Source organism: Rhizobium sp. CBN3, assembly GCF_030518245.1.
In the GTDB taxonomy this organism is placed as follows: Bacteria; Pseudomonadota; Alphaproteobacteria; order Rhizobiales; family Rhizobiaceae; genus Rhizobium; species Rhizobium aethiopicum_A.
Map to the genome: position 1 here is coordinate 84,420 of NZ_JAULSE010000005.1, position 25,354 is coordinate 109,773.

General features: G+C 61.8%; 23 protein-coding genes and 1 other RNA gene. 13 read left to right on the forward strand and 11 right to left on the reverse strand.

The annotated features are described in order from the left end of the window. Positions 1 to 68: 68 nt before the first annotated feature. The 3 genes from QWJ46_RS09935 to QWJ46_RS09945 all read right to left on the reverse strand — a co-directional run bounded on the left by QWJ46_RS09935 (position 69) and on the right by QWJ46_RS09945 (position 4,853). Positions 69 to 1,214 carry an IS4 family transposase gene (locus QWJ46_RS09935; RefSeq protein WP_302751016.1) on the reverse strand — a complete coding sequence of 382 codons (1,146 nt, stop codon included), beginning with the start codon at positions 1,212 to 1,214 and terminating at the stop codon, positions 69 to 71. A 199-nt stretch (positions 1,215 to 1,413) separates the two neighbouring features. Next, entirely contained in the window at positions 1,414 to 2,415 is a 1,002-nt protein-coding gene (locus tag QWJ46_RS09940) for an LLM class flavin-dependent oxidoreductase (protein ID WP_184455066.1), read from the reverse strand. A gap of 122 nt (positions 2,416 to 2,537) precedes the next feature. Beyond that, on the reverse strand, positions 2,538 to 4,853 hold the full coding sequence (locus tag QWJ46_RS09945) for a methyl-accepting chemotaxis protein (RefSeq protein ID WP_184455065.1): 2,316 nt from the start codon (positions 4,851 to 4,853) through the stop codon (positions 2,538 to 2,540). Between the two features lie 242 nt (positions 4,854 to 5,095). On the opposite strand from QWJ46_RS09945, the gene ruvC reads away from it, so the two are divergent. The 8 genes from ruvC to QWJ46_RS09985 all read left to right on the forward strand — a co-directional run bounded on the left by ruvC (position 5,096) and on the right by QWJ46_RS09985 (position 10,095). Next, on the forward strand, positions 5,096 to 5,605 hold the full coding sequence (gene ruvC / locus QWJ46_RS09950) for a crossover junction endodeoxyribonuclease RuvC (protein WP_184455064.1): 510 nt from the start codon (positions 5,096 to 5,098) through the stop codon (positions 5,603 to 5,605). Positions 5,606 to 5,661: 56 nt separating this feature from the next. Further along, complete coding sequence (locus QWJ46_RS09955; protein WP_184455063.1) at positions 5,662 to 5,913, forward strand: AbrB/MazE/SpoVT family DNA-binding domain-containing protein; 252 nt, start codon at positions 5,662 to 5,664, stop codon at positions 5,911 to 5,913. Beyond that, positions 5,913 to 6,326 carry a type II toxin-antitoxin system VapC family toxin gene (locus tag QWJ46_RS09960; protein ID WP_184455062.1) on the forward strand — a complete coding sequence of 138 codons (414 nt, stop codon included), beginning with the start codon at positions 5,913 to 5,915 and terminating at the stop codon, positions 6,324 to 6,326. The genes QWJ46_RS09955 and QWJ46_RS09960 overlap by 1 nt, the downstream gene beginning before the upstream one ends. A gap of 13 nt (positions 6,327 to 6,339) precedes the next feature. Further along, positions 6,340 to 6,954: a Holliday junction branch migration protein RuvA gene (gene ruvA / locus QWJ46_RS09965; RefSeq protein WP_302751017.1), complete on the forward strand. Its 615-nt coding sequence runs from the start codon at positions 6,340 to 6,342 to the stop codon at positions 6,952 to 6,954. Positions 6,955 to 7,036: 82 nt separating this feature from the next. After that, positions 7,037 to 8,077, forward strand: a complete 1,041-nt coding sequence (ruvB, locus tag QWJ46_RS09970; RefSeq protein ID WP_184455061.1) for a Holliday junction branch migration DNA helicase RuvB — start codon at positions 7,037 to 7,039, stop codon at positions 8,075 to 8,077. After that, positions 8,078 to 8,980 carry a metallophosphoesterase gene (locus tag QWJ46_RS09975; protein WP_302751019.1) on the forward strand — a complete coding sequence of 301 codons (903 nt, stop codon included), beginning with the start codon at positions 8,078 to 8,080 and terminating at the stop codon, positions 8,978 to 8,980. A gap of 7 nt (positions 8,981 to 8,987) precedes the next feature. Next, positions 8,988 to 9,494 (forward strand): NUDIX hydrolase, encoded by a 507-nt coding sequence (locus tag QWJ46_RS09980; RefSeq protein WP_302751021.1) that lies wholly within the window; start codon positions 8,988 to 8,990, stop codon positions 9,492 to 9,494. Positions 9,495 to 9,531: 37 nt separating this feature from the next. After that, positions 9,532 to 10,095: a DinB family protein gene (locus QWJ46_RS09985; protein WP_302751023.1), complete on the forward strand. Its 564-nt coding sequence runs from the start codon at positions 9,532 to 9,534 to the stop codon at positions 10,093 to 10,095. A 47-nt stretch (positions 10,096 to 10,142) separates the two neighbouring features. Here QWJ46_RS09985 and QWJ46_RS09990 read toward each other — a convergent pair whose 3' ends face one another. The 5 genes from QWJ46_RS09990 to QWJ46_RS10010 all read right to left on the reverse strand — a co-directional run bounded on the left by QWJ46_RS09990 (position 10,143) and on the right by QWJ46_RS10010 (position 18,297). Beyond that, positions 10,143 to 11,525: a virulence factor family protein gene (locus QWJ46_RS09990; protein ID WP_184455058.1), complete on the reverse strand. Its 1,383-nt coding sequence runs from the start codon at positions 11,523 to 11,525 to the stop codon at positions 10,143 to 10,145. Next, a complete protein-coding gene (gene mprF, locus QWJ46_RS09995) occupies positions 11,522 to 14,125 on the reverse strand; it encodes a bifunctional lysylphosphatidylglycerol flippase/synthetase MprF (RefSeq protein WP_302751025.1) in 2,604 nt (867 codons plus the stop codon). Before mprF ends, QWJ46_RS09990 begins: the two co-directional genes overlap by 4 nt. 223 nt (positions 14,126 to 14,348) lie before the next feature. Then, positions 14,349 to 16,463: a mechanosensitive ion channel family protein gene (locus QWJ46_RS10000; protein WP_302751026.1), complete on the reverse strand. Its 2,115-nt coding sequence runs from the start codon at positions 16,461 to 16,463 to the stop codon at positions 14,349 to 14,351. Positions 16,464 to 16,669: 206 nt separating this feature from the next. Then, entirely contained in the window at positions 16,670 to 17,701 is a 1,032-nt protein-coding gene (gene gnd / locus QWJ46_RS10005; RefSeq protein WP_302751027.1) for a phosphogluconate dehydrogenase (NAD(+)-dependent, decarboxylating), read from the reverse strand. 113 nt (positions 17,702 to 17,814) lie between these two features. Then, complete coding sequence (locus QWJ46_RS10010; RefSeq protein ID WP_184455054.1) at positions 17,815 to 18,297, reverse strand: SRPBCC domain-containing protein; 483 nt, start codon at positions 18,295 to 18,297, stop codon at positions 17,815 to 17,817. Between the two features lie 55 nt (positions 18,298 to 18,352). On the opposite strand from QWJ46_RS10010, the gene QWJ46_RS10015 reads away from it, so the two are divergent. The 4 genes from QWJ46_RS10015 to QWJ46_RS10030 all read left to right on the forward strand — a co-directional run bounded on the left by QWJ46_RS10015 (position 18,353) and on the right by QWJ46_RS10030 (position 22,062). After that, positions 18,353 to 18,676, forward strand: a complete 324-nt coding sequence (locus tag QWJ46_RS10015; RefSeq protein ID WP_184455053.1) for a helix-turn-helix transcriptional regulator — start codon at positions 18,353 to 18,355, stop codon at positions 18,674 to 18,676. 94 nt (positions 18,677 to 18,770) lie between these two features. After that, entirely contained in the window at positions 18,771 to 19,337 is a 567-nt protein-coding gene (locus QWJ46_RS10020) for a helix-turn-helix transcriptional regulator (protein ID WP_302751028.1), read from the forward strand. A gap of 68 nt (positions 19,338 to 19,405) precedes the next feature. Next, entirely contained in the window at positions 19,406 to 20,389 is a 984-nt protein-coding gene (locus QWJ46_RS10025; RefSeq protein WP_302751030.1) for an NAD(P)-dependent oxidoreductase, read from the forward strand. A 200-nt stretch (positions 20,390 to 20,589) separates the two neighbouring features. Further along, positions 20,590 to 22,062 (forward strand): esterase-like activity of phytase family protein, encoded by a 1,473-nt coding sequence (locus QWJ46_RS10030; RefSeq protein ID WP_302751031.1) that lies wholly within the window; start codon positions 20,590 to 20,592, stop codon positions 22,060 to 22,062. Between the two features lie 78 nt (positions 22,063 to 22,140). Here QWJ46_RS10030 and ssrS read toward each other — a convergent pair. The 3 genes from ssrS to QWJ46_RS10045 form a co-directional block, all read right to left on the reverse strand. Further along, positions 22,141 to 22,299, reverse strand: a non-coding RNA gene (ssrS, locus tag QWJ46_RS10035) — 6S RNA. Between the two features lie 69 nt (positions 22,300 to 22,368). Further along, positions 22,369 to 22,746 carry a cell division protein ZapA gene (locus QWJ46_RS10040; RefSeq protein ID WP_011426716.1) on the reverse strand — a complete coding sequence of 126 codons (378 nt, stop codon included), beginning with the start codon at positions 22,744 to 22,746 and terminating at the stop codon, positions 22,369 to 22,371. Positions 22,747 to 22,762: 16 nt separating this feature from the next. Then, the gene (locus QWJ46_RS10045) at positions 22,763 to 23,038 is read right to left on the reverse strand and encodes a DUF4164 domain-containing protein (protein ID WP_184455048.1); all 276 of its coding nucleotides are present in this window, start codon (positions 23,036 to 23,038) and stop codon (positions 22,763 to 22,765) included. A 333-nt stretch (positions 23,039 to 23,371) separates the two neighbouring features. On the opposite strand from QWJ46_RS10045, the gene tkt reads away from it, so the two are divergent. Further along, on the forward strand, positions 23,372 to 25,345 hold the full coding sequence (tkt, locus tag QWJ46_RS10050; RefSeq protein WP_302751034.1) for a transketolase: 1,974 nt from the start codon (positions 23,372 to 23,374) through the stop codon (positions 25,343 to 25,345). Positions 25,346 to 25,354 lie beyond the last annotated feature (9 nt).

Sequence of the window (25,354 nt, forward strand, 5' to 3'; positions counted from 1 at the left end):
TTCCCTTTCAAACAATTGCTGTGGTTAGATGCTCGGCACAAGGCCACTGGTGTCCGGTTTAAATTTGGTCACCATTGGAGGCTCATCTGTTTTGAATTGGCTGGTGGACTGCCGGCAGGTCGCAGCAGGCGGTCGATCCGGCGGCGGTGCATGAGATTGGCGCGCACCAGGCGGGCGAAGGCGAGCGGGCTTGTGACGGTGGTCTGGTCTGCCTTGGCCATCTGCAGCAACAGGTAGGCGATCAAGGCGACGGAGATCTGGATGCGCACGGCATTCTCGCTGTTGCCGAGGAAATGGCGGATCTTCAGCGTCTGCTTGACCCAGCGGAAGAACAGCTCGATCGCCCAGCGGCGCTTGTAAAGCGCGGCGATCTCTTCTGCCGGGGCATCGAGATCGTTGGAAAGGATGCGCAATATCTTGCCGGTTTCGATCCGCACGCAGACCTCCCGAACCGGCACGCTCATTGGGTTCCTGCGGCTTTTCGCCATGCGCTGCGGCAGGAGGCCGACCCGATCCGACAGGATGGTTCCATCCAGGCTAACCGCTCTTTCCTCAGTGACGGCCAATTTGGTATGGGATTTGAGGCGCGTGACGATGCGGCAGCCGGCGGCATTGAGCTTCGCCCACCAGCCGAAATCGTAATAGCCGAGGTCGAAGACATAGGTGGCGCCCGCCTCAATGGGCATGACCTTGGCGGCGGTGATGTCGTTGACATTGGCCGGTGTCACTGCCGCATAGATCGGCCGTTCGGCATTGGCATCGTAGACGACGTGAACCTTGGCGCCACAGGCCTGATCGGAAAAGCGTGCCCAGTCCGATCCCGCCCCGGAAAGGCGCAGACTGCTGCTGTCGATCAGATGCACCGCCTCGCCGACGGCCCGCTTGAGCCCACGCCCGGCGCGGGACACCATTTGCGCGAACAGCTCGGCGAAAACCGCACTCGGGCGCAGGCCATTGGCGTCGGCAAGGGTCGAACGTGACACCGGTCGGGCGCCGAGATGGTAAAGACCGCTGCTGTGGCTTTGCAGGCCGCCGACGATCTCGCGCAGGCTGACGGCCCCGGAAAGCTGGCCGTAGAGCAGCGCGACCAACTGGCCCTTCGTCGACAGCCGCCGCACGTGCTTGTCGGCCTGATGCTCCTCCACAAGTCTTTCGAAGGCCGCCCACGGAATCCGCTTCAACAGATCATGAAAGACGCTATTCTCGTGCCGCACGGTGTTGCCCCTCTTTCGTGTCCGGGATTGTCGCCAAACATCCGAATACGAGTAGAATCAACACCGTGCGCCTTGTCCACCAAATTTAAACCGGACACCAGTGGCACAAGGCCGAGCATGACGGTGGAGGCGTTGCCAACAAACGGAACCCGGCCTTGGCGCCGGGTTTTTCTGTCTCTGGCGACTGCTTGGAAAAATCTTAGGCGGCGGCCCGCGCGAAGTTTCCCAGCCCCGCGAACAGTTCCACCGACTTCAGCCGCGCCTCGATATCATGGATCGGCATCGAGATGATCACCTCGTCGGCCTCCGTTTCCCGGAGAAACTCCGTCAGCTTCGCCTCAGCCGTCGCCGGCGAACCTACCACGGCGTAGCGCAGTGTGTGTTCGACGTTCATCTTCTCCATCGGCGACCAGAAGCTCTCCATATCGGTGACAGGGCGCGGGAACGGCCCGCGGACATTGCGGCGCAGGTTGACGAACTGCTGCTGGGCGGAAGTGAAATGGTAGCGCGCCTCCTCGTCCGTCGCCGCCATCGCGCCCATGACGCCGACCATCACATAGGGCTTCTCGAGCGCCGCCGAGGGCTGGAAGCGGTCGCGATAAATCGCGATGGCGTCGAGCAGCATATCAGGGGCAAAATGCGAGGCGAAGGCATAGGGAAGCCCGAGCATCGCCGCAAGCTGGGCGCTGTAGAGGCTGGAGCCGAGCAGCCAGATCGGGATATGCGAACCATTGCCGGGCACCGCAAGGATCGCCTGGTTCTCGACCGGCGTGCCGAGAAGCTGCTGCAATTCCACCACGTCGTTCGGGAAACTGTTCGCGCCGGCCTCGATATTGCGCCGCAGCGCCTGTGCCGTGCGCATGTCCGTTCCCGGCGCCCGCCCGAGACCAAGATCGATGCGGCCGGGAAAAAGCGCTTCCAGCGTGCCGAACTGCTCGGCGATGACGAGCGGCGAATGGTTGGGCAGCATGATGCCGCCGGAACCGATGCGGATGCGTTTTGTCGCAGCCCCGACATGGCCGATGACCACGGCGGTTGCAGCACTGGCGATGCCCGGCATGCCGTGATGCTCGGCGAGCCAAAAGCGCTTGTAACCGAATTCTTCAGCCTTCTGAGCCATCCGCGCCGAGCTTTCGAGCGACTGGCGCACGGTGCTGCCTTCGGCGATAGGAGAAAGGTCGAGTATGGAGAAGGGAACCATGGAAACCTGCCGGCAGTTGAACGATGCCGTCTATGTAGGTTGGCGTCCGCCCATTCCAAACCGTACACCCAAACAAAAGGGCCGCGCGATGGCAGCCCTCGTCGAATATCGGAAGCGACGTCTCACCGGTGACGACGCAGCACATGCACCTCGGCGCTCGGTCTTTGATGCCCCTGCGGCAGCGTGAAATTGCCGAGTTGGCGGTCCATTTCCAGAGCTTCCGTCGCCAGCCGGTGGATCGCCGCCGTCGTCTCCTCGACCATTGAGGCGTTCTGCTGCGTCATCGCGTCGAGTTCGGCCACGGCGCTGTTGATCTCGCGCAGCGTAGTGGCTTCCTCGCGGGTCGACTCCATGATCTCGTTGATCTGTCCGTTGATCTCCTCGACATGGGCGCCGATGCCGGTCAGGGCAACGCCGGCCTTTTCGACGAGCGCGACACCGCTTTCGACCTCATGCGTCGATTTCTGCAGCAGGCTGGAGATCTCCTTTGCCGCGCTCGATGAGCGTTGGGCGAGCTCCCGGACTTCCATGGCGACCACGGCAAAGCCCTTGCCCGATTCCCCCGCACGCGCCGCTTCAACGCCGGCGTTGAGCGCCAGCAGGTTGGTCTGGAAGGCGATATCGTCGATGACCGATATGATGGTGTTGATCTGGCGCGAGGAGGTCTGGATCGCCTCCATCGCCGCGATCGTCTCGCGCATAATCTGGCTGGAGCCGGTCGTCTCCTTCTTGGCGTCGCGGGCGATGCGCTCGGCCTGTTCTGCCCTCTCGATCTGGCGGCGAACGGACTGGGTAATGGCGCTGATCGCATTCGCCGTCTCGGTGATCGAGCCGGCCTGACGTTCGGTGCGCCCGGCAAGCTCGTCGGCGCCAGTGCGCATCTCCTCGGAGCCGGCGCGCACCGCCATCGAGTTGCCGCCGATCGCCGTCATGGTTTCGCTGAGTGTGGCGAGCGCCTCGTTGAAATTGACACGCAGACTTTCGAGTTCGTTCGGGAAGCGAGTATCGATCTGATAGGAGAGATCGCCGCTCGCCAGATGATGCAGCCCCTCGTCAATCGCCTCGACCACCTGCTGCAGCGTCTTCGCCTCGGCCTCGCGCTCGGCGAGGTTCTGCTGACGGTCATGCTCGGCCTGCAGGCGCGTCTCTTCGCTGGCGGCTTCGAGTTCGCGGCTTTCGATCAGCGATTGGCGGAAACGGGCAAGCGCGTTGGCCATCGTGCCGATCTCGTCCTTTCGGTTCAGGCTGCCGATCTCGCTGTCGAGCTTGCCGTCGGCGACGTCGCGGGTGACACCGGCAAGCCGGGCCAGCGGCGAAAACAGGAAATTGGTGACGAGCCCGGTCGCGATGGCCATGACGACGAGCACGCCCATGCCGATCATCGTCAGCAAAGTGGCGATCTCGATCGAGCCGGCATTGAGCTCGCTGAGCAGCACGCTCTCGACCACCAGGAAGCGATCGCCGCGATAGTCGATGCCGCGGACATAGGCGCGGGCCGCGCCATCCGCCCGGTCGAAATCGGCCACGGTCATCGCGGAGCTGGCAAGCGCGTCCTTGATGAAGGTGAAGGGGGTGGCATCGAGCGTCGCAAGCTTGCCGCCGGCATCGAGAGCGATAGCGGAGCCATCGCCGGAGACGATCGCAGCCCGCGCGGTGCTGCCCTGGACGATGCCCTTGGCAAGGATGCTGGTGACGATGTCCTCACGCACCTTGAACAGGATGATACCCTTGGCCGCTCCGAGCTTGACGATGGGCACGGCATAGAAGATCGCGGGCTTGCCGCTTGCTGCATCGACGCGGAGGCCGGAGAAGCCCGTCGGCGCGGCGTCATCCGTCGCCTTGGCGGTATTCTCGATCGCCTTGGCGAATGCGATGCCGGCGCCCGCTGTCTTCCAGGCGTCCGACTTCAAGTTTTCGGCAAAGTCGTCGTCCTTCTTGTAGGAATAGAGCACGCTGCCGTCGAGATCGGCGATCAGCAGATCGCTGAAAGCGGTGTTGTCGAGGTCGCGGGCAACTTCGCCCTGCGTCTGCTCATGATTCGAATAATAGAACCCGCTCGGCCCTTCCGGCTTCATCAGCTTCTCGCGCTGGTCGGCCGGGTTGGGATTGCCCGTGATGAAAACCTTCTTCAGCTCGGCGCGGGCATCCCCCGAAGTCTTCTGGATTGTCTTCCAGCCGCTCTTCAAGCTGGTGATCGACATCTGCAGCGCCTCGATGCGCGCGATGGAATTGGCTTGGTTCTCAAGCTGCGCCAGTTGGTCCTGCAACATGTCGCCACGGAAGATCAGCACGCTTTCCTTGGCCTTCAGCGCCTGCTCGTCGGATATGCGGCTGCTGGCAAAATAGGCAAGCACGTCGATGACCGCGATCGACAGCACGGTCATCAGGATGAAAGTGGCAATGACCTTGAAGGACAGGGACTGAAATCTCTGAGCCATATACAATGAACCCTTCTGAACGGCACCTGCCAGCCTGGGCACGCGGTGCATCCCCGGCCGGCTGACCTGTCAACAGAACATCGGGGACTTATTCTTGTGGAACGAAGCCCCTCGCACATTCGATGAACTAGAATTCAGACATCTCTTTTAATTCGCGGTAAATGCGCGCTCTAAAACCGAGGGTGTTTTCGGTTTGTTCACATATCGATGGCACTTATTTCGCAATCGCTATAGGTTGAACCATGCAAAATACGATTCGCATCATTGGCATCGATCCCGGCCTCCGTCGCACAGGCTGGGGAATCATCGACACGTTAAGCAATTCCCTGAAATTCGTGGCATCGGGAACGGTGACCTCCGATGGCGAGATGGACCTCGCCTCCCGCCTCTGCCAGCTGCATGACGGGCTCGCCGATATCGTCCACGCTCACAAGCCCGATGAAGCCGCTGTCGAACAGACCTTCGTCAACAAGGACGCCGTAGCGACACTGAAACTCGGCCAAGCCCGCGGCATCGCCATGCTGGTGCCGGCGCGCGCCGGACTGCCGGTCTCCGAATATGCCCCGAATGCGGTGAAGAAGGCGGTCATCGGCGTCGGGCACGGCGAAAAGCAGCAGATTCACATGATGTTGAAGATCCTGATGCCGAAGGCCGAGTTCAAGGGCGATGACGCTGCCGATGCCTTGGCGATCGCCATTTGTCACGCCCACAATCGCGGCGGCCACCGGATGCGCCAAGCGCTGGCGGGATAATCCGTTCTTGACTTGTTCCTGCGGTAAGGATAATTCTTACTTTGAAGGAGCCTCTGATGCGTGTCACATCCAAAGGTCAGGTCACTATTCCCCGCGATCTCAGGGAGCTTGCCGGCATCGAGACCAACAGCGAGGTCATTTTCTCGATCGAGGGCGGCAAGCTCGTTCTCTCGCCGAAGAACGGCAAGCAGGAAGTCGAGGATAGAGGTCGGCTGGACCGTTTCATTGAGACGATCCGCCGTCTGGAGGGAACCGGCGATCAGGAAATCGATGCCGAAGATCTCATGTCTATGACGCGTGATCGCTGATGGCGACGCTTGTCGACACGAACGTCCTCGTCGATCTGGCTATGATCAGCTCGGACTGGCACGACTGGTCGCGCCGGAAGATACTCGATATCTTCAGAGATGGGCCGGTCCTTATAAATCCGATCATCTATTCCGAATTTTCCGTTCGGTATGACGATGTCGATGAAGTCGATCGCCTGCTTCCGCAGGATGAATTCCGCCGCGAGAACCTGCCGTGGCCGGCCGCATTTGCCGCGGCTCAAGCCTTCCGGCTTTACCGCCGCGCGGGCGGAGGACGCGAACGGATATTGCCGGATTTCCTCATCGGCGCGCATGCGGCGATAAGGGGCTACAGAATTTTGACCCGCGATGCCGGCGGTTATCGTTCCTATTTTCCTTCCGTTGAAATCATTACGCCCGAAACGCACCCTTGAAAGACCGCGACTCATGATCGGCAAGCTGAAAGGCACCATAGACGAGATCGGCGAAGATTATGTGCTCGTTGATGTGCACGGCGTCTGTTACGTCGCTTATTGCTCGGCCCGCACCTTGTCCAAGCTCGGATCGGCGGGCGAAGCCTGCGTGCTCTTCATCGAAACCTATGTCCGCGAGGACCAGTTGAAGCTCTTCGGCTTCATGACGGCGCTGGAGCGGGAGTGGTTCAACCTGCTGCAAAGCGTCCAGGGTGTCGGCGCCAAGGTGGCGCTCGCGGTGCTCTCGACCCTGACGCCGGGCGAACTTGCCAATGCGATCGCCCTCCAGGACCGCGCTGCCGTCTCGCGCGCGCCGGGTGTCGGCCCGAAAGTGGCGATGCGCCTCGTGACCGAACTCAAGAACCGCGCACCGGCCTATGCCGGCGAGGCAATCAACATCGGTCTCAAGCAGGAACTCGGCGAAGGTGTCGCCGCCGCACCGGTTGCTGATGCAGTGTCCGCGCTGACCAACCTCGGCTACAGTAGAGATCAGGCGGCAAATGCCGTTGCCGCGGCGATGAAAACGGCCGGCGACGGCGCCGACAGCGCCAAGCTGATCAGGCTCGGATTGAAAGAGCTGGCACGGTGAAAACCGGAAAACCAATGAATGGGTGTCGAGGCACCCGACGTTTGGTGTATTGCTGTAACAGGTTTCAAAACGGAATGAGAGCATGAGTGAACCCGCCCGCCTGATATCGCCGGAAAAGCGGGGCGAAGATCTTGATGTGACGCTGCGCCCACAGTCGCTGGACGAATTCACCGGCCAGGCCGAGGCGCGCGCCAATCTCAAGATCTTCATCGAGGCGGCGAAGAACCGCGGCGAGGCCCTGGACCACGTGCTTTTCGTCGGACCGCCAGGCCTCGGCAAGACGACGCTGGCGCAGATCATGGCGAAGGAGCTCGGCGTCAACTTCCGCTCGACCTCGGGCCCGGTGATCGCCAAGGCCGGCGACCTTGCCGCCCTCCTCACCAACCTCGAGGAGCGCGACGTGCTCTTCATCGACGAGATCCATCGCCTCAATCCCGCCGTCGAGGAAATTCTCTATCCCGCCATGGAGGATTACCAGCTCGACCTCATCATCGGCGAAGGCCCTGCCGCTCGCTCGGTGAAGATCGACCTGTCGAAATTCACGTTGGTCGCCGCCACCACCCGTCTCGGCCTGCTGACGACACCGCTGCGCGATCGTTTCGGCATTCCGGTGCGGCTCAGCTTCTATACCGTCGAGGAACTGGAGCTGATCGTGCGCCGCGGCGCGCGGCTGATGAACCTGCCGATGACCGAAGAGGGCGCCCGCGAGATCGCCAGGCGCGCCCGCGGTACGCCGCGCATTGCCGGCCGGCTGCTGCGGCGCGTGCGTGATTTCGCCGAGGTGGCAAGGGCCGAGGCCGTCACCCGCGAGATCGCCGACGAAGCGCTGACCCGCTTGCTGGTCGACAATGTCGGCTTCGATCAGCTCGACAAACGCTACCTCAACATGATTGCCGTCAATTTCGGCGGCGGTCCGGTCGGCATAGAAACCATCGCCGCCGGCCTTTCGGAGCCGCGCGACGCGATCGAGGACATTATCGAGCCCTACATGATCCAGCAGGGTTTCATTCAGCGCACGCCGCGCGGCCGCGTTCTCACCGCAATCGCGTGGAAACATCTGGGTATGCAACCGCCAAAGGAGATGGAGGCTGCGCAGTTCCGGCTGTTCCAGGAGGACGACTGAGTGATCACCCGCCGCGGATTTTTCAAGGTTCTTGGCGGCGGTATCGCAGGCGCCATGGCGCTCGGCGGTTATGCCTTCGCCTATGAACCACTGGCGCGGCTCGGCATCGCCCGCTACCGGCTGACGCCGCCGGGATGGACACCGGGGCTGAAGCTTCGCGTTGTTGCCCTCGCCGATATCCATGCCTGCGAACCCTGGATGTCGGCAAACCGCATTACCTCTATCTGCCACCGGGCCAATGAACTCGAAGGCGACGTGACCATCCTGCTCGGCGATTACGCATCGGGCATGAACATGGTGACGCAATATGTGCATTCGAGCCAATGGTCGAAGGCGCTCGCAACCCTTCAAGCCCCGCTCGGCGTCCACGCGATCATGGGCAACCATGACTGGTGGGAGGACAGGACCGCCCAGAACAACGGCGGGATGGAAACCTTCGGACACCGGGCGCTTGCCGATGTCGGCATCCCTGTCTACGGCAACCGCGCCGTCCGGCTCGATAAGGATGGCCGCGGCTTCTGGCTCGCAGGGCTCGAAGATCAGCTGGCGCTGCTCCCCGGCAGGAAATGGGGTCGCACGTGCATGACCGGCCTCGACGATCTCGATGGAACGATGGCTCAGGTCACTGATGACGCGCCCGTCATCCTGCTTGCCCATGAGCCCGATATCTTTCCTCGCGTGCCCGAGCGCGTCTCGCTGACGCTCTCGGGTCACACCCATGGCGGACAGATCCGCTTCTTCGGTCGTTCACCGATCGTCCCCTCGCGCTACGGCGATCGCTACGCCTATGGCCATATCGTCGAGGAGGGGCGTAATATCATCGTTTCCGGTGGGCTCGGCTGTTCCATTGCTCCGGTCCGCTTCGGCGTGCCGCCGGAAATCGTCGTAATCGATCTCGGATAAGAATGACATGAGCAAGCGCACCCCCATCCGCCTGACTCAGGGTGCTGCGCGTTTCAACTATCGCATTGCCGGCCTCGGCTTTCGCGATGGGCACGTGCTTGTTCATCGCGCCATGCACGAGCCCTTCTGGACCTTTCCGGGCGGTCGGGCGGAAATCGGAGAGACGTCGGAAGAGACGCTGAAACGCGAGATGGTGGAGGAGCTTGGCCTCGAGGTCACCGTCTTGCGCCTGCTCTGGATCGTCGAGAACTTTTTCCACTACGAACAACGCGACTGGCATGAACTCGGCCTCTACTACCTGATGGAAATCCCGGCGGAATTTCCCTTTCAGCCACACGAGATCATCCATCGCGTCGAAGATGGCGACAACCATCTCGAATTCAAATGGGTGCCGGCAACGCGCGCGGCCCTGACCGCGCTCGACATCCCGCCCTATTTCATCGCTGATGAAATCGAGAACCTGCCCGGGGCACCACGTCATCTCGCCTGGCGCGACGGCAATCTCGATGACTGACGCAAACATTTTGAGTGCAGGAAGAGGAAAGCCGCCGATGTCGATCTTCGATCCCGCCAGGGCCTTTCGCAAGCTTGCCTATAACAACGCCCTCGCCAACCACCGGCTGCTTCACGCCTGCGCAGCGTTGAAAGTCGGCGAATTCGAAGCGCCGCGCACGAGCTTCTTTCCATCGATCAAGGAGACCCTGAATCACATCATCACGGTCGACTGGTTCTATGTCGACGGCATCGAAGGCGGCACGCTCGGGTTCCAGGCCTTCGAGGTGGACGAACCCTTCGATGACGTCGAGTCACTGACGCAAGCGCAGGCAAAGGTTGATCAGCGCCTGATCGACCTTTGCGAAGCCCTGACGCCGGAAAGGCTAATCTCGATCGTCAGTCTCCATCGCGGCGATCGTATTCAGCAGGAGCGGATGGACGACGTGCTCGCCCACCTCTTCCAGCATCAGACCCATCATCGCGGCCAGGTCCATGCGATGCTTGCCGGCACCAGCGTTGCCCCGCCGCAGCTTGACGAATTCATCCTCGCCGATGATGCGCGGTTTCGCGGCAGGGAACTCGCCGAACTCGGCTGGAGTGAAGAAAGGTTGATGTGTTAATATCGCCTCCCGGAAATCGGCCTCGATTTCCGGGAGTTAGCGAAGCCTTAATCCTGCAGCCGTCTCTTCAGCCCATCGATGATCGACTTGGTGAGAAGGTCGTAATTCTCATCGAAATGATGGTCGCCGGGCAGTTCGACCACTTCGGCGCCGCTATTTTTGAGTGCCGGACAGGCGACATCGTCGTCATCATCCTTGCCGTAGATGCACTGCACCAGCTTCGGATCGACGTTCTTCAGGTCGCTGACCGGGTCTCCCCCTGCCCCTTCGGTCTTCTGGCCGAGCCAGCCGAGAACGGAGATGACGTAATCAACTTGGTGCGAGAGCGACAGCAGCGACAACTGCACCACCGAGGACTTCTCGGCCGGTTTGAGCAGCTGATAGGTCGCGGGCACGACATCGGCGCCGAAAGAGTAGCCGACGAGCAGCACATGCTTCACTTTCCACTGCTTACGATAGAAATCGATGATCTTCGAAAGATCGCTGGCCGTCTCCTCTGGCTTGCGCTCCGACCAGAAATAGTGAAGTGAATCAACGCCGACGACAGGAATGCCTTCCTTCTGCAGCGTGCCGCCGACCTCTTTGTCGATGTCGCGCCAACCGCCGTCGCCGGAATAGATAACCGCCATCGTATCGAAGGCTGGCGTTGCCTCGAGCACGGCCAGCGGCAGGCCGAGCGGATTGCCGAAGGCGCCGGAGGCAGTGACGAGGTCATCGAGCGTATCGGCAAATACTGTCTGCGCATCGTCGGTGGCGTCACGGATCTCGATTGCCGAATGAGATTTCTGCAACGCCTCGGCGTGCGTCCGGCCATCCTTGTCAGCTTTAGGCGTGAAGACTGATATGATCGGGTCCGGCAGGGCGCCGTCGCTGAGGCCATAGACCGTGCGTTGGCCAATCACCTTCTTGGAAGCCGGCGTGCAAAGCTCCTTGGTGAGCGGAATACCAGCCAGCGGATCGACCGCAAGCGTCTGACCGATCGTCGCATCCGGCGTCTGAGCCGCGATTGCCAGCGCCAGGGCTGCGCCTTCGCCGATGCCGGCGACGATCGGCAAATGATAGGCATTGTTACCGGTCGCGCGCTGCACCTGCTGGCTCAGCGATTCGATATCCGAGACCGTGTAGATGCAGCCGTCGTTGAGACTGACGTCGTAGCGGCTGAGCGCCTGGATATAGGAGGGAAAGTCGACGCCGATGACGACTGCGCCTTCGGCGACTAGCCTGTCGGCCTCGGCCTTCTCATAATCGCCCCAGCCGGCGGCATCCGAGATCAGCATCACGGCGCCCTTCACCTCCCCTTCCGGCAGGAAGATGTGCGGTGACGGGATGAGCCCGCTTTCGAAGCTCTGCGTGGTTTCCTCGGCAGCATTAGCCGGTGCGGCAGCGAGCATGCAGGCGCATGCTGCGGCAAGAAGGATTGTCCTGATCATTTTCTCACTACCCCTTTCAATCCGCCCCCGATCAGAAATGTCGCGTCCATCAACGCGATCATCGGATTGCCTCCTCCGGAAACCGCAAGATAGCGCGGTTGCCAGTGCGGATGAAACTTGGATTTGAATGCCCGAAGGCCTTTGAAGTTATAGAAGCGCTCGCCGTGTTCGAAGACGGTGCTGCCGATACGGTCCCAGACGGGTGCCGCTTCGCGTTTCGACATGCCGGAGAGAGGCGCCATGCCGAGATTGAAGTGGGTGAAACCCTGGTTACGCAGATATTCCATGATCTGCACGAAGAGAAAGTCCATTGAGCCCTTCGGCGCGTCCGGCGAGAAGCGCATGAGATCGATCGTGCTCTCCTCGCGGGATTCGGTGACGAGGATATTGGCGAAGGCGACGATCTTGCCGTTCTTCTTCAGGATGCCGACCGGTTGCGAGGAAACGTAATCGGGATCGAAGGAACCGAGGGAGAAGCCCTTTTCCTTGGCATTGTGATGTTCAAGCCAGGCCGTGGAAACGGCGGCGAGATCATCGATGATATCAGGCACGTCCTCGGATTCGACTACCGCGAATTCCAGCCCGTCGCGCTGGGCTCGGCTCGCCGTTTGGCGAAGGTTCGCCCATTTGCCGCCTTTCATTTCGAAGGTCCGGAGGTCGGCCACTGCCAGTTCGCCGAGCTTGAAGGCGCGGAGGCCGGCATCGGCGCAATGGGAAAGCAGCGCTGGCGAGATCTGATAGAAGACGGCGCGGCAGCCGGCGGCCCGCGCCGCTTCGACGAAGCGCCAGACGAGTTCCTGCACGGCACGATGATCGCCAATCGGGTCAAACAGCGCGATCCATGAGCGGCCCTGTCGGCCGTACATGATGAAGGCGTCACCTTTTTCCGAAAACATGATGCTCTTGTCACCCATGCGCACCAGATTGGCATCGGCATTGTCCTGCTTCCTGACGATTTCCACGGCACGCGTCAGCGCCTCCTCTGTTGCCGGCTCCGGCCGGAAGGTCGCCGGTCGGAGCAAGCTGAAAATGGCGATTGCCGAGGAGATGATGGTGATGCCAAGCAGGGCGCGCAGTCCCCGCGGCGCCTCGGCGGTGAATTCGAACTGCCACCAGAGTTCGTTGCTGTATTCGACATCACGATAGACGAAGAGCAGGATGACGACGGCGCCAACGATGATGACGGCGATCGCCATCAGCCAGGATGCCGTCATCGCCTGGTTGAGCAGTGACGCATGCCGGGTGAAGAGCCGTCGGCTGACGAAGAGCCCGAAGATGAGAAAGGCGAGAAATGCAGCTTCGACGAGGGCGATCGCCTTCAGAAGCGACAGGGTCAATGCGGCAACGGCTGAGAACACGGCCACCCACCACGCGCCGTCGAGTCTCTGACCGAGGCCGCGCGCCGCGACCACCAGCGCAAGCCCGAGCAGGCTGGAGAGGAAGTGCGCGCCTTCGACCATCGGCAGCGGCAGATAGTTGGAGAGGAATTCCAGGTTCTGGTCCGGCGTCGGCGTGACGCTCGAAAATACCAGCATGACGCCGAGCAGCAGCGCCAAGGTCGACAACAGCTGCGGCATCAGCCGTCCGCCGATACGGCGGACACTGGAAGCGGCCGGGTGGTCGACAAAACGGCGCAACTCCGCCGCCGAGACCGCGAGCACGGCGATCAACAGCGGCAATACATGGTAGACCAGCCGATAGAGCACCAGCGATCCCAGCACCGCGTCGATATTCACCGCGCTGCCGAGCGAAGCGATGATCACGGTCTCGAACACGCCGAGCCCGGCCGGAACGTGGCTGAGCACGCCGAGACCGACGGCGATCGCATAGACGGCGAGGAAGACCGGCCAGCCGATGGCCGTCTGCGGCAAGAGCACGTAGAGCACCGACGCGGAGGCGGCAATATCGAAGGCGGTAACGAGGAATTGGCGTGACCAGGTGCGCGAGTCCGGCAGGCGGATTGCCACGGCGCCGAAATCGAGCACGCGGCCCTCGCGGCCGGTGATCATCACAGCCCCGAGAATGGCGATGATCGAGCCGGCGATCAGCCGGAGAAGGAATGGACTGACGCCGATCAGCGGCCCGATTTCGCTGGCGATGATGATGAGGGCGATCGATGCGACAGCCGCGAGCCCGAGGCCGAAGGAGAGCGTGACGAAGGCGATGATGCGGCCAATGTCCTCCGGCGAGAGCCCGAGGCGCGTATAGGCGCGATAGCGGATCGCCCCGCCCGACAGTGCGCCGAAGCCGGCTGTGTTGCCGACCGCATAGGCGCTGAACGCCGTCAGCGCCACATGCGGAAGGGGCAGCTTCTTGCCGATATATTCGATCGCGTTGAGATCGTAGAATACCAGCGAGAGAAAGCTGAGAGCGGTGAAGAACAGCGCAAGCAAGATCGCGCTCGGCCTGGTCGCCGCCAGGGCTGCGACGACATCGTCATAGCGCACCTCGTTGGTGAGCTGCATGATGGCGTAACCGACGAGACAGAAGACGATCAGCGTCGCGGCTGCCGTGAGCGGCGTCCTGTAACGTCTGAAAAGCGTGCGAAAAGAAAAACCGTCCGTCGCCTCGATCTCATCCAAATTGCCGTGACCCGACATCTCGTACCTGCGCAGTTTCCAATTCGGCGGGAATCATTTTCGAAGACGTAACATGACAGGCATATAAGCTCTATGAAGTCATGCCCGACGCTACCCAACCCCGCCGCCTGCGCCTCAATCATCCTCAATTGGGGCGAATTTGCGCAGGAATACGTGATGGCACATTGCATTTTCGTAAGCTTACGAATGCCTTGCCGCGATAATGAGGTTCAGGTGACGGCATTCATGCCGCCGGTTCGCCGTTGGCTCGCATATGGGAAGCGTAACGCGCGACGGCAGCCTCCAAATCGGCCTCGCGATCGCCCGCCACCTGCACCGTCGGCACGGCGAACTCGATGCCGTTTTCCTTAAAGGCATTGCGGATCATCGCCAGCGCATTGCGACGGATGACGAACTGCTCGCCGGGCTTCGTCATCATCGACAGACGGATCTCGATCGCGAATTCGCCGAACTGTTCCACGCCCTTCATCTTCAGCGTCTCGATGATGTGCGGGCCGAATTCCGGGTTTTCGAGCAGTGTCTGGCCGATCTGCTTGATCACCTTCTTGGCCTTGACGAGATCGGTGTCGTATTTGACGTTGAGGCTGATCTTGTCGATCGTCCAGTCGCGATTCAAGTTCTTCACCGCGCCGAGTTCGCCGAACGGCACGGTTGTCAGCGGCCCGCGATGATGCCTGAGCTTCACCGATCGGAGGCTGAAGGCTTCGACGACGCCCTTATGGGTGCCGCTTTCGATATATTCGCCGACACGGAAAGCATCGTCCCAGAGATAGAACATGCCGCTGATGACGTCCTTGACGATCGTCTGGGCGCCGAAACCGACGGCAACGCCGACGACGCCGGCACCGGCAATCAGCGGCCCGATCTCGATGCCGAGGCCGGAGAGCACCATCAGAACCGCGATGACGGCGATGACCACGGCAAGGATATTGCGGAAGATCGGCAGCAGCGTCTGGATCCGCGCGTGCTTGGCCTTCTCCTCGTCCGTCGCGGTACCGTCCAGAGGTGAATCGAGGAGCTTGCCGTCAATATAGGCTTTGACGACGTGCCAGAGCAGATCAGCAGCAAGCAGGATGACAATCCCGCCGATGACGCCGCGCGCGATCTTGTCGGCCATCCGATCACCAGCAGCCATCGTATCGGCGCCGACGCCGAGCATCCGCCCGAGCCAGATGGCGGCAAAGGCGATAATCAGCGCCCGCACGCCACGGTCGAGCAGCACGGTCGCGATGCGGCGTGTTGCAAGGAAGCTCGCTTCGGTCTGCTGCAGCGATTTCACCGCAAGCGTCGAGACCGCGAGCACGCGCGGCAGCAGCAGCACATAGATGCCGAGCCAGAGCAGCCCGTTGAAGCCCGCGACCCACAGTCCCCAAAGCAGCAGGAAATAAATGGTGAGTGCCCAGGAGATTCCATATCCACGCTTCTCGTCCTTATGCGGCCGCGACCAGACCGCCTCGACCGCGAGCAGCAGCAATCCGATACCGAGGAAGTAGCCGACGAGAAGCCGAGCGCTCGGTGTATAGCCGAGCGGCGCCATCGACTGGATCACTGCCCAGCCGAAAGCGAAATAGATAACGAAGGTCGCGCAACGGCGATACCAGAAGAGCGCGACGGAGCGTCCCGGCATGATTGGAGCAGTCACACCCTGCCGCTCCTCCTCGGCTCGCGCGAGTCCAATGAGATCGACCAGCACACCGCCGATGCAGATCGTAAAACGCTGGACGATCAGCGCAACGACACAGACGATCGCGATACTCTGGCTGAGCGGCGGCCAGTAGAGGCTGAGCAGCGTCAGCACCGTCGCTGCCGCGAAGATCAGCGCCGGGATGACACGCGGCGCCAGATGCATGCCTGCCATCTGAGCCAGACGGCGACGGCGGCGGCGGAACGCATAGCGGGCAATGCTCTCGATGATCGCGCCCACCAGAAAGATCGCCAAGAACTGGGCGATCATGCGAACCCGGCCAGTGGCTGCGATTTCGCCGAAAAGCAGCGAGGATGCATTGCCGATCTGCCAGGGCAGCGTCATCGCGGCATCGGAAATCATCGAGACATGACGACGGGAATGCTGCAGCAAACCCGACAGGACGGACATCTGGTTTTCCGCCGCTGCATCGCCCGCAGGCGTCGCCGCCATCTGAGTCGACATCCATTGCTTGACCTCGGGCGTCTGCATGAGCTGCATCATCTCACGCACCTGGGCCGGCGGAGCGGTCGCGGCAGGCACTTGCGCCGGCTGCGTCTGGGCAAGGCTGGCCGAAGCCACGGAAAAAAGCGCGATGAATGCCAATATGCCCGATATGGCGGCCGTCAAGCCTCCTGCCCTGTCACGCGTCACGACCGCCCTCCAATGAATTGTCGGCGCTTGCACAAAGCAACCGACTTCTTGCAATGGATACTCGCGACTGCTGCCGCCAGCAAGCGGTAGGAAAGCCCTACCGATGGTTAGGAAAGACGCTGTCGCCGCCTACCAGAACCCGGCCGTCAAGCCCGCTATTTGCGGTGTGACGGACGCATGCTGCTCAATGAAGAGCAGCTTGGCCCTCAGGATTTCGGAGCCGGCTTTTCCACGTGGCCGCCGAAACCCGCGCGCATTGCCGACAGCACCTTGTTGGCGAACTCGTCATTGTCGCGCGAGGAGAAGCGGCCGTAGAGCGCGGCACTCAGCACCGGCGTCGGCACGCTTTCGTCGATTGCCGCCATGATCGTCCAGCGGCCCTCGCCGCTGTCCGAGACGCGGCCGGCATATCTCGAAAGTGCGGGGTCGACATGCAGGGCATCGGCGGTGAGATCGAGTAGCCAGGAGGTGATAACGCTGCCGCGGCGCCAGACTTCCGCGACATCCTGCAGATTGAAGTCGTATTGGAAATGTTCGGGATGGGCGAGCGGCGCGGTTTCCGCATCGGCCTCATGCGAGGCAGCGCCGATATTGGCGCGTTTCAAGATATTGAGACCTTCGGCATAGGCAGCCATCAAGCCGTATTCGATGCCGTTATGCACCATCTTGACGAAGTGGCCGGCGCCATGTGGGCCGCAATGCAGGTAGCCCTGTTCCGCGGTGCTGGCTGCAGCCGCTTCGGCGGTTCGGTTCGGTGAGGCTTCCGTCGTGCCGGCGCCGGGCGCGAGTGTTGCGAAGATCGGCGAAAGGTGCTGGACGATGCCCTTTTCGCCGCCGATCATCAGGCAATAGCCACGCTCCAGGCCGAAGACGCCGCCACTGGTACCGACGTCGACATAATGGATGCCCTTGGTGATGAGCTCCGCGCCGCGGCGGATGTCGTCATGATAGTAGGAATTGCCGCCATCGATGACGATATCGCCGTTCTGCAGCAGGGGCACCAGGCTCGCCAGCACCTTGTCGACGATCGCCGCCGGCAGCATCAGCCAGATCGCACGCGGATGCGTGAGCTTGGAGACGAATTCCTCCAGCGAAGCGCTGCCGGCCGCGCCGAGACCTGCGAGCTCGGCAACGCTTTCCGGCCTGGTGTCGTAGACGACGCATTCGTGACCGCCCCGCATCAGGCGCTGGACCATATAATTGCCCATGCGGCCCAAACCGACCATACCAAGCTGCATAATGAATCTCCTGGAAACCGAGATGAATATCGACTCCGGAAACTAGCACCCGCAGTGTGGCAGGCAAGCAAAGTCTGGCGATGGATCGCCGATCTCCTTCGAGACAGGCCTCGTCAAACATCCGGGGCGCTGGCCGGCTCGCCCTTCATCTCGCTGAGATACATGCCCTCGCGCAGATTGATGCCGTATTCGACGAAGGCCTTCATGCTGCAAAGCATCTGCGTCCAGCCTTCGCAGTTGAGATAGGTGCCGCGCCGGCCGGCCTCGTCCTCGCGCCAACCGGTCTCGGCAATCGTCACCAGCGTGCCGCCATCCTCCAGCGGCTTGAAATTCATTTCCACCAGCGTCTTATACCTTGTCTTGTCCTCAGCAGTGCCGCCGTCCCAGCGCAGCACGATGCGGCTTTCCGGCACAAGTTCGACAACCTCGACCGGCGCATCCTTCCACCAAGTTACCGTCGTGCCTTGAACAAGCGGGGCGCTCGCCCCGCCGATCGTGGTGAAATAGCTGCTGAGCTTCTTCGGGTTGACGACGGCATCGAACACTTCGGCAACGGGGCGGCCGATACGGCCGGAAACGCGGATTCCGAGAGACATGGCACTTCTCCTCTTCTCCATTGTGTCTGATGCCATTATGTTATAAAAACATAACATGTCAAGCGAATCAACTGACGATCCAATCTTCAAGGCGCTGGCGCATCATCGCCGCCGCGAGATTCTCGATCTGCTCAAGGACGCGCCCCGCACCACCGGGACGCTTTGCGAAATGTTTCCGGACATGGACCGCTGCACGGTGATGCAGCATCTGAAGGTGCTTGAGGAAGCGGATCTGATCGTCGCCAGAAAGGAAGGCCGAGAACGCTGGAACCACCTGAACAGCCTGCCGATCAAGCACATCTACGACCGCTGGATCAGCGCCTATGCAGGTCATGCCCTGTCGATCCTCGATCGGCTGAGAAGCGATCTCGAAGATTAGATTAGCCGGAACAATGCTCCGGCGTGAGGGTCGGCTTGCCTTCCGGCCCGCCGAACTCCTATCCTGGCAAAAGAAGCGTGGGAGCTCAGGACAAATGACGATATCAGGAGCCGGCATACGCCGCATGCGGTTGCTGCGCAGCATGAAGCAGCAGCACCTCGCGGAACTCCTCGGCGTGAACCAGGCGACCGTTTCGCGCTGGGAGCGCGGCCAGCTTGCTCCCTCGCCCGACCAAGCCGTCAAGCTGGATCGGATTTTCGCCTCGCCGCAACATGCTGCGGCCGATGCGGCTTTAAAGCGGCTGGTCGAAGATTCCGTCCGGCCTGTGCATCTGATCTGGGATGGCACCCATCGGCTGCTGTCTGCCTCCCGTCCGCGGCAGGCGGAATGGCGCGCACCGCTCGACGCTTTTCTCGGCCGCTCACTCTTCTCTTACGCCTCCGCCGAGATCGCCGCCGCCGAAATTTCTCTGGAGGAGCGCGGCTGGCATGAGGGCAGGCTGCTGTCGTTGACCTTCGATACCGGAGCCAACGGCAATGCGCGCCTGCCGATTGCCGCCGGCCGCGTCACCTGGGAGCGGATCAGGCTTTCCGACGGCAGCGCCGGCCGTCTCGTCACGACCGTCGCGGAGCATGCAGCTTTCCTGCACCCTCCTGCATAATTTATGCGTTGTCCACAAACGCCGGTCTTTTGTAGCCTCTGCCGCGAATGGGGCCAGGAGACGACGCGATGACGATACTGGTGACGGGAAGCGCCGGCCACCTCGGCGAGGCGCTGATGCGCAGCTTGAGCGCGCAGAGCCGGTGGGCGCGCGGCATCGACATCAAGCCATCGGCTTTTACCGATATGGTCGGCTCCATCGGTGACCGCGGTTTCATCAGGCGGGCGATGTCGGGCATCAGCCACGTCATCCATGCCGCCACGCTGCACAAGCCGCATGTGGCGACCCATGGCAATCGCGATTTCCTCGACACCAATGTCGGTGGCACGCTGAACCTGCTCGAAGAGGCGACCGCCGCGGGGGTTGCAAGCTTCGTCTTCACGAGCACCACCAGCGCTTTCGGCGCAGCATTGACGCCGGCCGCCGGCGAGCCCGCGGCGTGGGTCACCGAGGACGTGCTTCCTGTCGCGAAGAATATCTACGGCGTGACGAAGCTCGCTGCCGAAGGAATCGCGGAACTTTTCGCCCGCAAATCCCGCCTGCCTGTCGTCATCCTCAGGACGTCTCGCTTCTTTCCCGAAAGCGATGACGATCCCGAGATTCGCAACAGCTATTCCGCGGAAAATGCGCAGGCCAACGAGCTGCTCCATCGCCGCGTCGATATCAGCGACGTGGTCGGCGCCCATTTGCTGGCGCTCGAAAAAGCGCCGGTGATCGGCTTCGGCCGCTATATCATCTCGGCCACGACGCCTTTTCTATCGGGCGACGTCGCTGAGCTCAGGCGTGACGCGCCTGCTGTCGTCGAGCGGCTGTTTCCAGCTGCGAACACCCTTTACGCCGAATGCGGCTGGAAAATGTTCCCGACGCTCGATCGCGTCTACGTCAACGAACGCGCAAGGCGCGAACTTGGCTGGCAGCCGCGCTATGATTTCCGCTTCGTGGTCGATTGCCTGCGCGAGCGTCGCGAATGGCGAAGCCCGTTGGCGCTCGATGTCGGCTCCAAGGGCTACCACGAGGAAGTATTCACCGAAGGACCCTATCCGGTCGATTAGGGCAATGAGCTGATGGCAGGCTCCGAGGGTGTCATCCAGTTATCACGATCCCACCCTAGACGTTTAGCCGGATAGGGGCGAAATCCGGGCGTGTTCCGTTCTGAGGAATCGATCCCGAAGCCGAGGAATGTCATTCGAAACGGTGTCCAGCTTGCGGGCGGCAACCGTTGCAGGAACGCTTTTGACCGAGAGGCTATTTCATGAAGAACGTCAGACCATATGCATCGCGGCTGTTCGCCGCAGTTCTCGCGGCATCCGCCGCCATTCCCGCCATGGCAAGGGCGGAGAATTCCGCCAGTTTCGTCAATAAGGGCCTGGTCGGCGTCGGCCGCATTCCGGCCAACCAGCGCGACAAATTCGGTGAAACCTTCGGCTCCGGCTCCGGCATGGCGAACGACCCCGCCGCCTGGAGTCGGGATGGCGCCAGCTATAAGGGCACGCTCTACCTGCTGCCCGACCGCGGTTACAATGTCGCCGGCACTGTCGACTACCACCCGCGCCTGAACACCCTCTCGATCATTCTGACCCCGACCGCGCCAGGCGCGGCCCCCGAGGCCGGCAAGGAGCAATCGGGCGTCGAGGCGAAACTCGTCGATTCCATGCTCTTTGTTGACGACAAGGGCGCGGACACGACCGGTCTCGACCCGGAATCCGGCGTCCGCGCCGCTGCCGGCAACTTCCCGCCGCTGCCGCAGGCGGCGAACGGCAAGATCGCCCTCGACGATGAGGCGATCATCCGCATGGCCGACGGCACTATGTTCGTCAGCGACGAATACGGGCCCTATATCTATCGCTTCTCCGCCGATGGCCACTTGCTTTCAGCCACCCAGCCGCCCAAGGCGCTTCTGCCGATGCGCAAGGGCGCGCTGAGCTTCGCCTCAAACAATCCTGCTCCCGGCGGGTCCGCTCCCGATCCGAAGGACCCCGAAACCGGCCGCCAGAACAACCAGGGTCTCGAAGGCATGGCAATGACGCCCGACGGCAAGTTTATCGTTGCCGTACTGCAGTCGGCGGCCCGCCAGGACGGCGGCGATTCCGGCTCGACCCGCCAGAATACCCGCGCCATGATCTATGACGCCGCCGATCCCGATCATCTGGAGCTGGTGCACGAATATGTCGTGCCGCTGCCGGTCTTCAAAGACGCCAAGGGCAAGACGACGATCGCCGCCGAGAGCGAGATCGTCGCCCTTTCCGACAAGACCTTCCTGATGCTTGCCCGTGACAGCGGCAACGGCCAGGGCGTGAAGGGCGACACGTCTCTATATCGCAAGATCAACATCGTCGACTTGTCCGCCGCGACCGACATCGCCGGCAGCGATTTCGATGCCGGCAAGGCGGTCGCACCGAAAGGTGTCCTCGACCCGTCGCTGACGCCGGCGACGCTGACGCCGTTCATCGACCTCAACGACGAGGCCGAGCTTGGCCGTTTCGGCCTGCACAACGGCGCACCGAACGACAAGAACGATCTGTCGGAAAAATGGGAAGCCATGGGTCTGGCAAGCGTTCTCGATCCGAAGCTGCCGGACGATTACTTCCTGTTCGTCGCCAACGACAACGACTTCCTGACGCAGGATGGCTTTCAGGTGGGGGCCACCTATAAGGCTGACGGCGGCGCCGACGTGGACACCATGTTCCAGGTCTTCCAGGTAACGCTTCCCGGTCTGAAGAAGTAACTGCGCGCCACGAGGGGCGGACGCGCGAGCAGCGTTCGCCCGTTGACCCGGCGTCTTCGTCGATGATGAAAGGAAAAGGTGCGATCCACGTCGACCGATGGATGTTTACGATCCTGGGCGCCTACAAACGTAGGTGGGCACCGTGTGTCCAGGCCCACGAGCCCGGACAGGGACAGCTCCCTTTGGATCGAGTATGGCCCCAGGGATTGTGGTTCCTGTCGAGAGGCGCAGACCGCATCGCGATATATAAGGCCGTTTGCATCGACGCGCCAGTGGCGACGGCCGGCCGTTTTTATTTAATTGACATCAATTGAGTTCGGGAGCGGCCCGGCCATTCAGCTTGTCGGTGATGCCGCGAATGCGGCTCGAAACCTCGCCGAGCGCAGCCGCCAGCGTTTCCTCTGTGCGGGCGGTCGCGGCAAGCACGGTGTCGCGGTTGCCGCGTAGCGACTCGAGTTCGGACTCCAACCCCGCGATGCGGCGCGTCAGCTCGGCAATCTCGTCCATGATCATGATGCCGGCCATGACGGTGATCCTGAGATCGCCGATCTCGCCGAACTGGCCCTTGAGATGGCCGACATAGCGGTCGAAACGGGTGGCGAGATCGGTCAGATGATCCTCCTGCCCTTCCTCGCAGGCCATGCGATAGGCCTTGCCGTCGATCGTTACCGTCACCTGCGCCATATCAAATTCTTTCTCATCAGCGGTCCAGAACCGCGCGGATCGTCTCCATGGCCGTCACCAGCCGCCGCGATACCTCGCGATTGACCTCTTCCAGCCGGTTGGCGCGAAACTCGGCCTGGTCGAGCTCCTGGGCCAGACGGGAGCGGTCGGCATGCACACGCCGCACCTCGCCCTCGATCTCCCCCTGCTCGCGCTGCCGCTCGACACGCATGTCGACGGCGTTTTCGAGGCTCGAAATCGCCTGTCTCAATTCGTCGAGCGCTGCTTCCATGGTTTTGCCTGTGGGCATCATGCCTTTCCGATTCCCGTGCAGGACCTGCGAATCGGCCACATCTGCCGATCTTGTGATTTCAAGAGGATATGCAGCTCGCCAACGGCCCGTCAATAAATCCCGTCAACCACCAGCCTGCCTATCTGTGGATGAACGTTTTAGACAGGCCCGCCGCGCCCGTTTGGTCTTTTGTAAAGTCGAGCGATCAAATGTCAAAAAATTGCCGAAGGACGCTGGGATTTGCCCCGCCATTGATTGACTCGCCAGCCCCAACTGCTATGTGTCAGCCGCTTTCACTCGATGGTCTTGGAGGCTCGAGGCCATCCCCCGACACCCGGAGCTCGCAGAAAAGCTATGACCTCTCTCCAACAAAACGACCGGATGGCGAACGCGATCCGTTTCCTCGCCATGGACGCCGTTGAAAAGGCGAATTCCGGCCACCCTGGTATGCCGATGGGCATGGCTGACGTAGCGACGGTCCTGTTCACCAAATATCTGCGCTTCGACCCGAAGAAGCCGCATTGGCCGAACCGCGACCGCTTCGTGCTGTCGGCCGGCCATGGCTCGATGCTGCTCTATTCGCTGCTGTATCTGACCGGTTATCCCGACATGACGATCGAGGATCTGAAGCAGTTCCGTCAGGTCGGCTCCAAGACCGCCGGCCACCCTGAATACGGCCACGCAACCGGCATCGAGACCACCACCGGCCCGCTCGGTCAGGGCATCGCCAATGCCGTCGGCATGGCGATCGCCGAACGCAAGCTGCGCGAGGAATTCGGTGCGGACCTCCAGGACCACTACACCTATGTCATCAATGGCGACGGCTGCCTGATGGAAGGCATCAGCCATGAAGCCATCGCCCTTGCCGGCCACCTGAAGCTCAACAAGCTGATCCTTTTCTGGGACAACAACTCGATCACCATCGACGGCGCCGTTTCGCTGTCGGATTCGACCGATCAGATCGCCCGCTTCAAGGCCGTTCACTGGAATACGATCGAGATCGATGGCCACGATCAGGCCGCCATCGCCGATGCAATCGAAGCCGCCCACAAGTCTGATCGCCCGACCTTCATCGCCTGCAAGACGGTGATCGGCTTCGGCGCCCCGAACAAGGCCGGCAGCCACAAGGTTCACGGCAGCCCGCTCGGCGCCGACGAGATCGCCGCCACCCGTAAGGCGCTGAACTGGGATTACGAGCCCTTCGTCGTTCCCTCGGACATTCTCGATGCATGGCGCGCCGCCGGCACCCGTTCCGACAATATCGTCAAGGCATGGGAAGAAACTCTGGCCAAGTCGCCCGTCAAAGCGGAATTCTCCCGCCGCATGGCAGGCGAATTGCCGGAGGGTTTCGACGCCGCGATCAGCGCATATAAGAAGAAGCTGGCCGAGACCAAGCCGACGGTCGCAACCCGCAAGGCATCCGAAGACGCGCTGGAGATCATCAACGGCTTCGTGCCGGAAACGCTTGGCGGTTCCGCCGACCTGACGCCGTCTAACAACACCAAGACCAGCCAGATGCACTCGATCACGCCGACGGATTTCGCCGGCCGTTACGTGCACTGGGGCATCCGCGAGCACGGCATGGCTTCGGCCATGAACGGCATTGCGCTGCACGGCGGCCTCATTCCCTATAGCGGCGGCTTCCTGATCTTCTCGGATTACTGCCGCCCGCCGATCCGCCTCGCTGCATTGATGGGCATCCGCGTCATCCACGTTCTGACGCATGACTCGATCGGCGTCGGAGAAGACGGCCCGACGCACCAGCCCGTCGAACAGCTCGCTGGCTTGCGCGCCATCCCCAACCTGCTGGTCTTCCGTCCGGCCGACGCCACGGAAACGGCGGAATGCTGGCAAATCGCCATCAAGACCCACAACCGTCCGTCGGGCCTTGCCCTGACGCGTCAGAACCTCAGCCCGGCCCGCACCGAATACAGCGAAAAGAACCTCTGCGAACAGGGCGCTTATACGCTTGCCGGCAATGCCGACGCCAAGGTAACGATCTTCGCCTCCGGCTCCGAAGTCGAAATCGCTGTTGCCGCCCGCGCAACTCTGGAAGCCAGGGGCGTTTCGGTGCGTGTCGTCTCGGTTCCCTGCACGGAGCTGTTCTTCGAACAGCCGGACGCCTATCGTAAGCAAGTGCTCGGCAACTCCCCGGTCAAGATCGCCGTCGAAGCCGCCGTCCGCGAAGGCTGGGATGCCTTCATCGGGCCGGAAGGCGCTTTCATCGGCATGAAGAGCTTCGGCGCGTCCGGTCCGGTCAAGGACGTTTACAAGCATTTCGGCATCACCGCCGACGCGGTCGTTGCGGCTGCCGAAGCAAAGCTTTAAAGAGGGCGC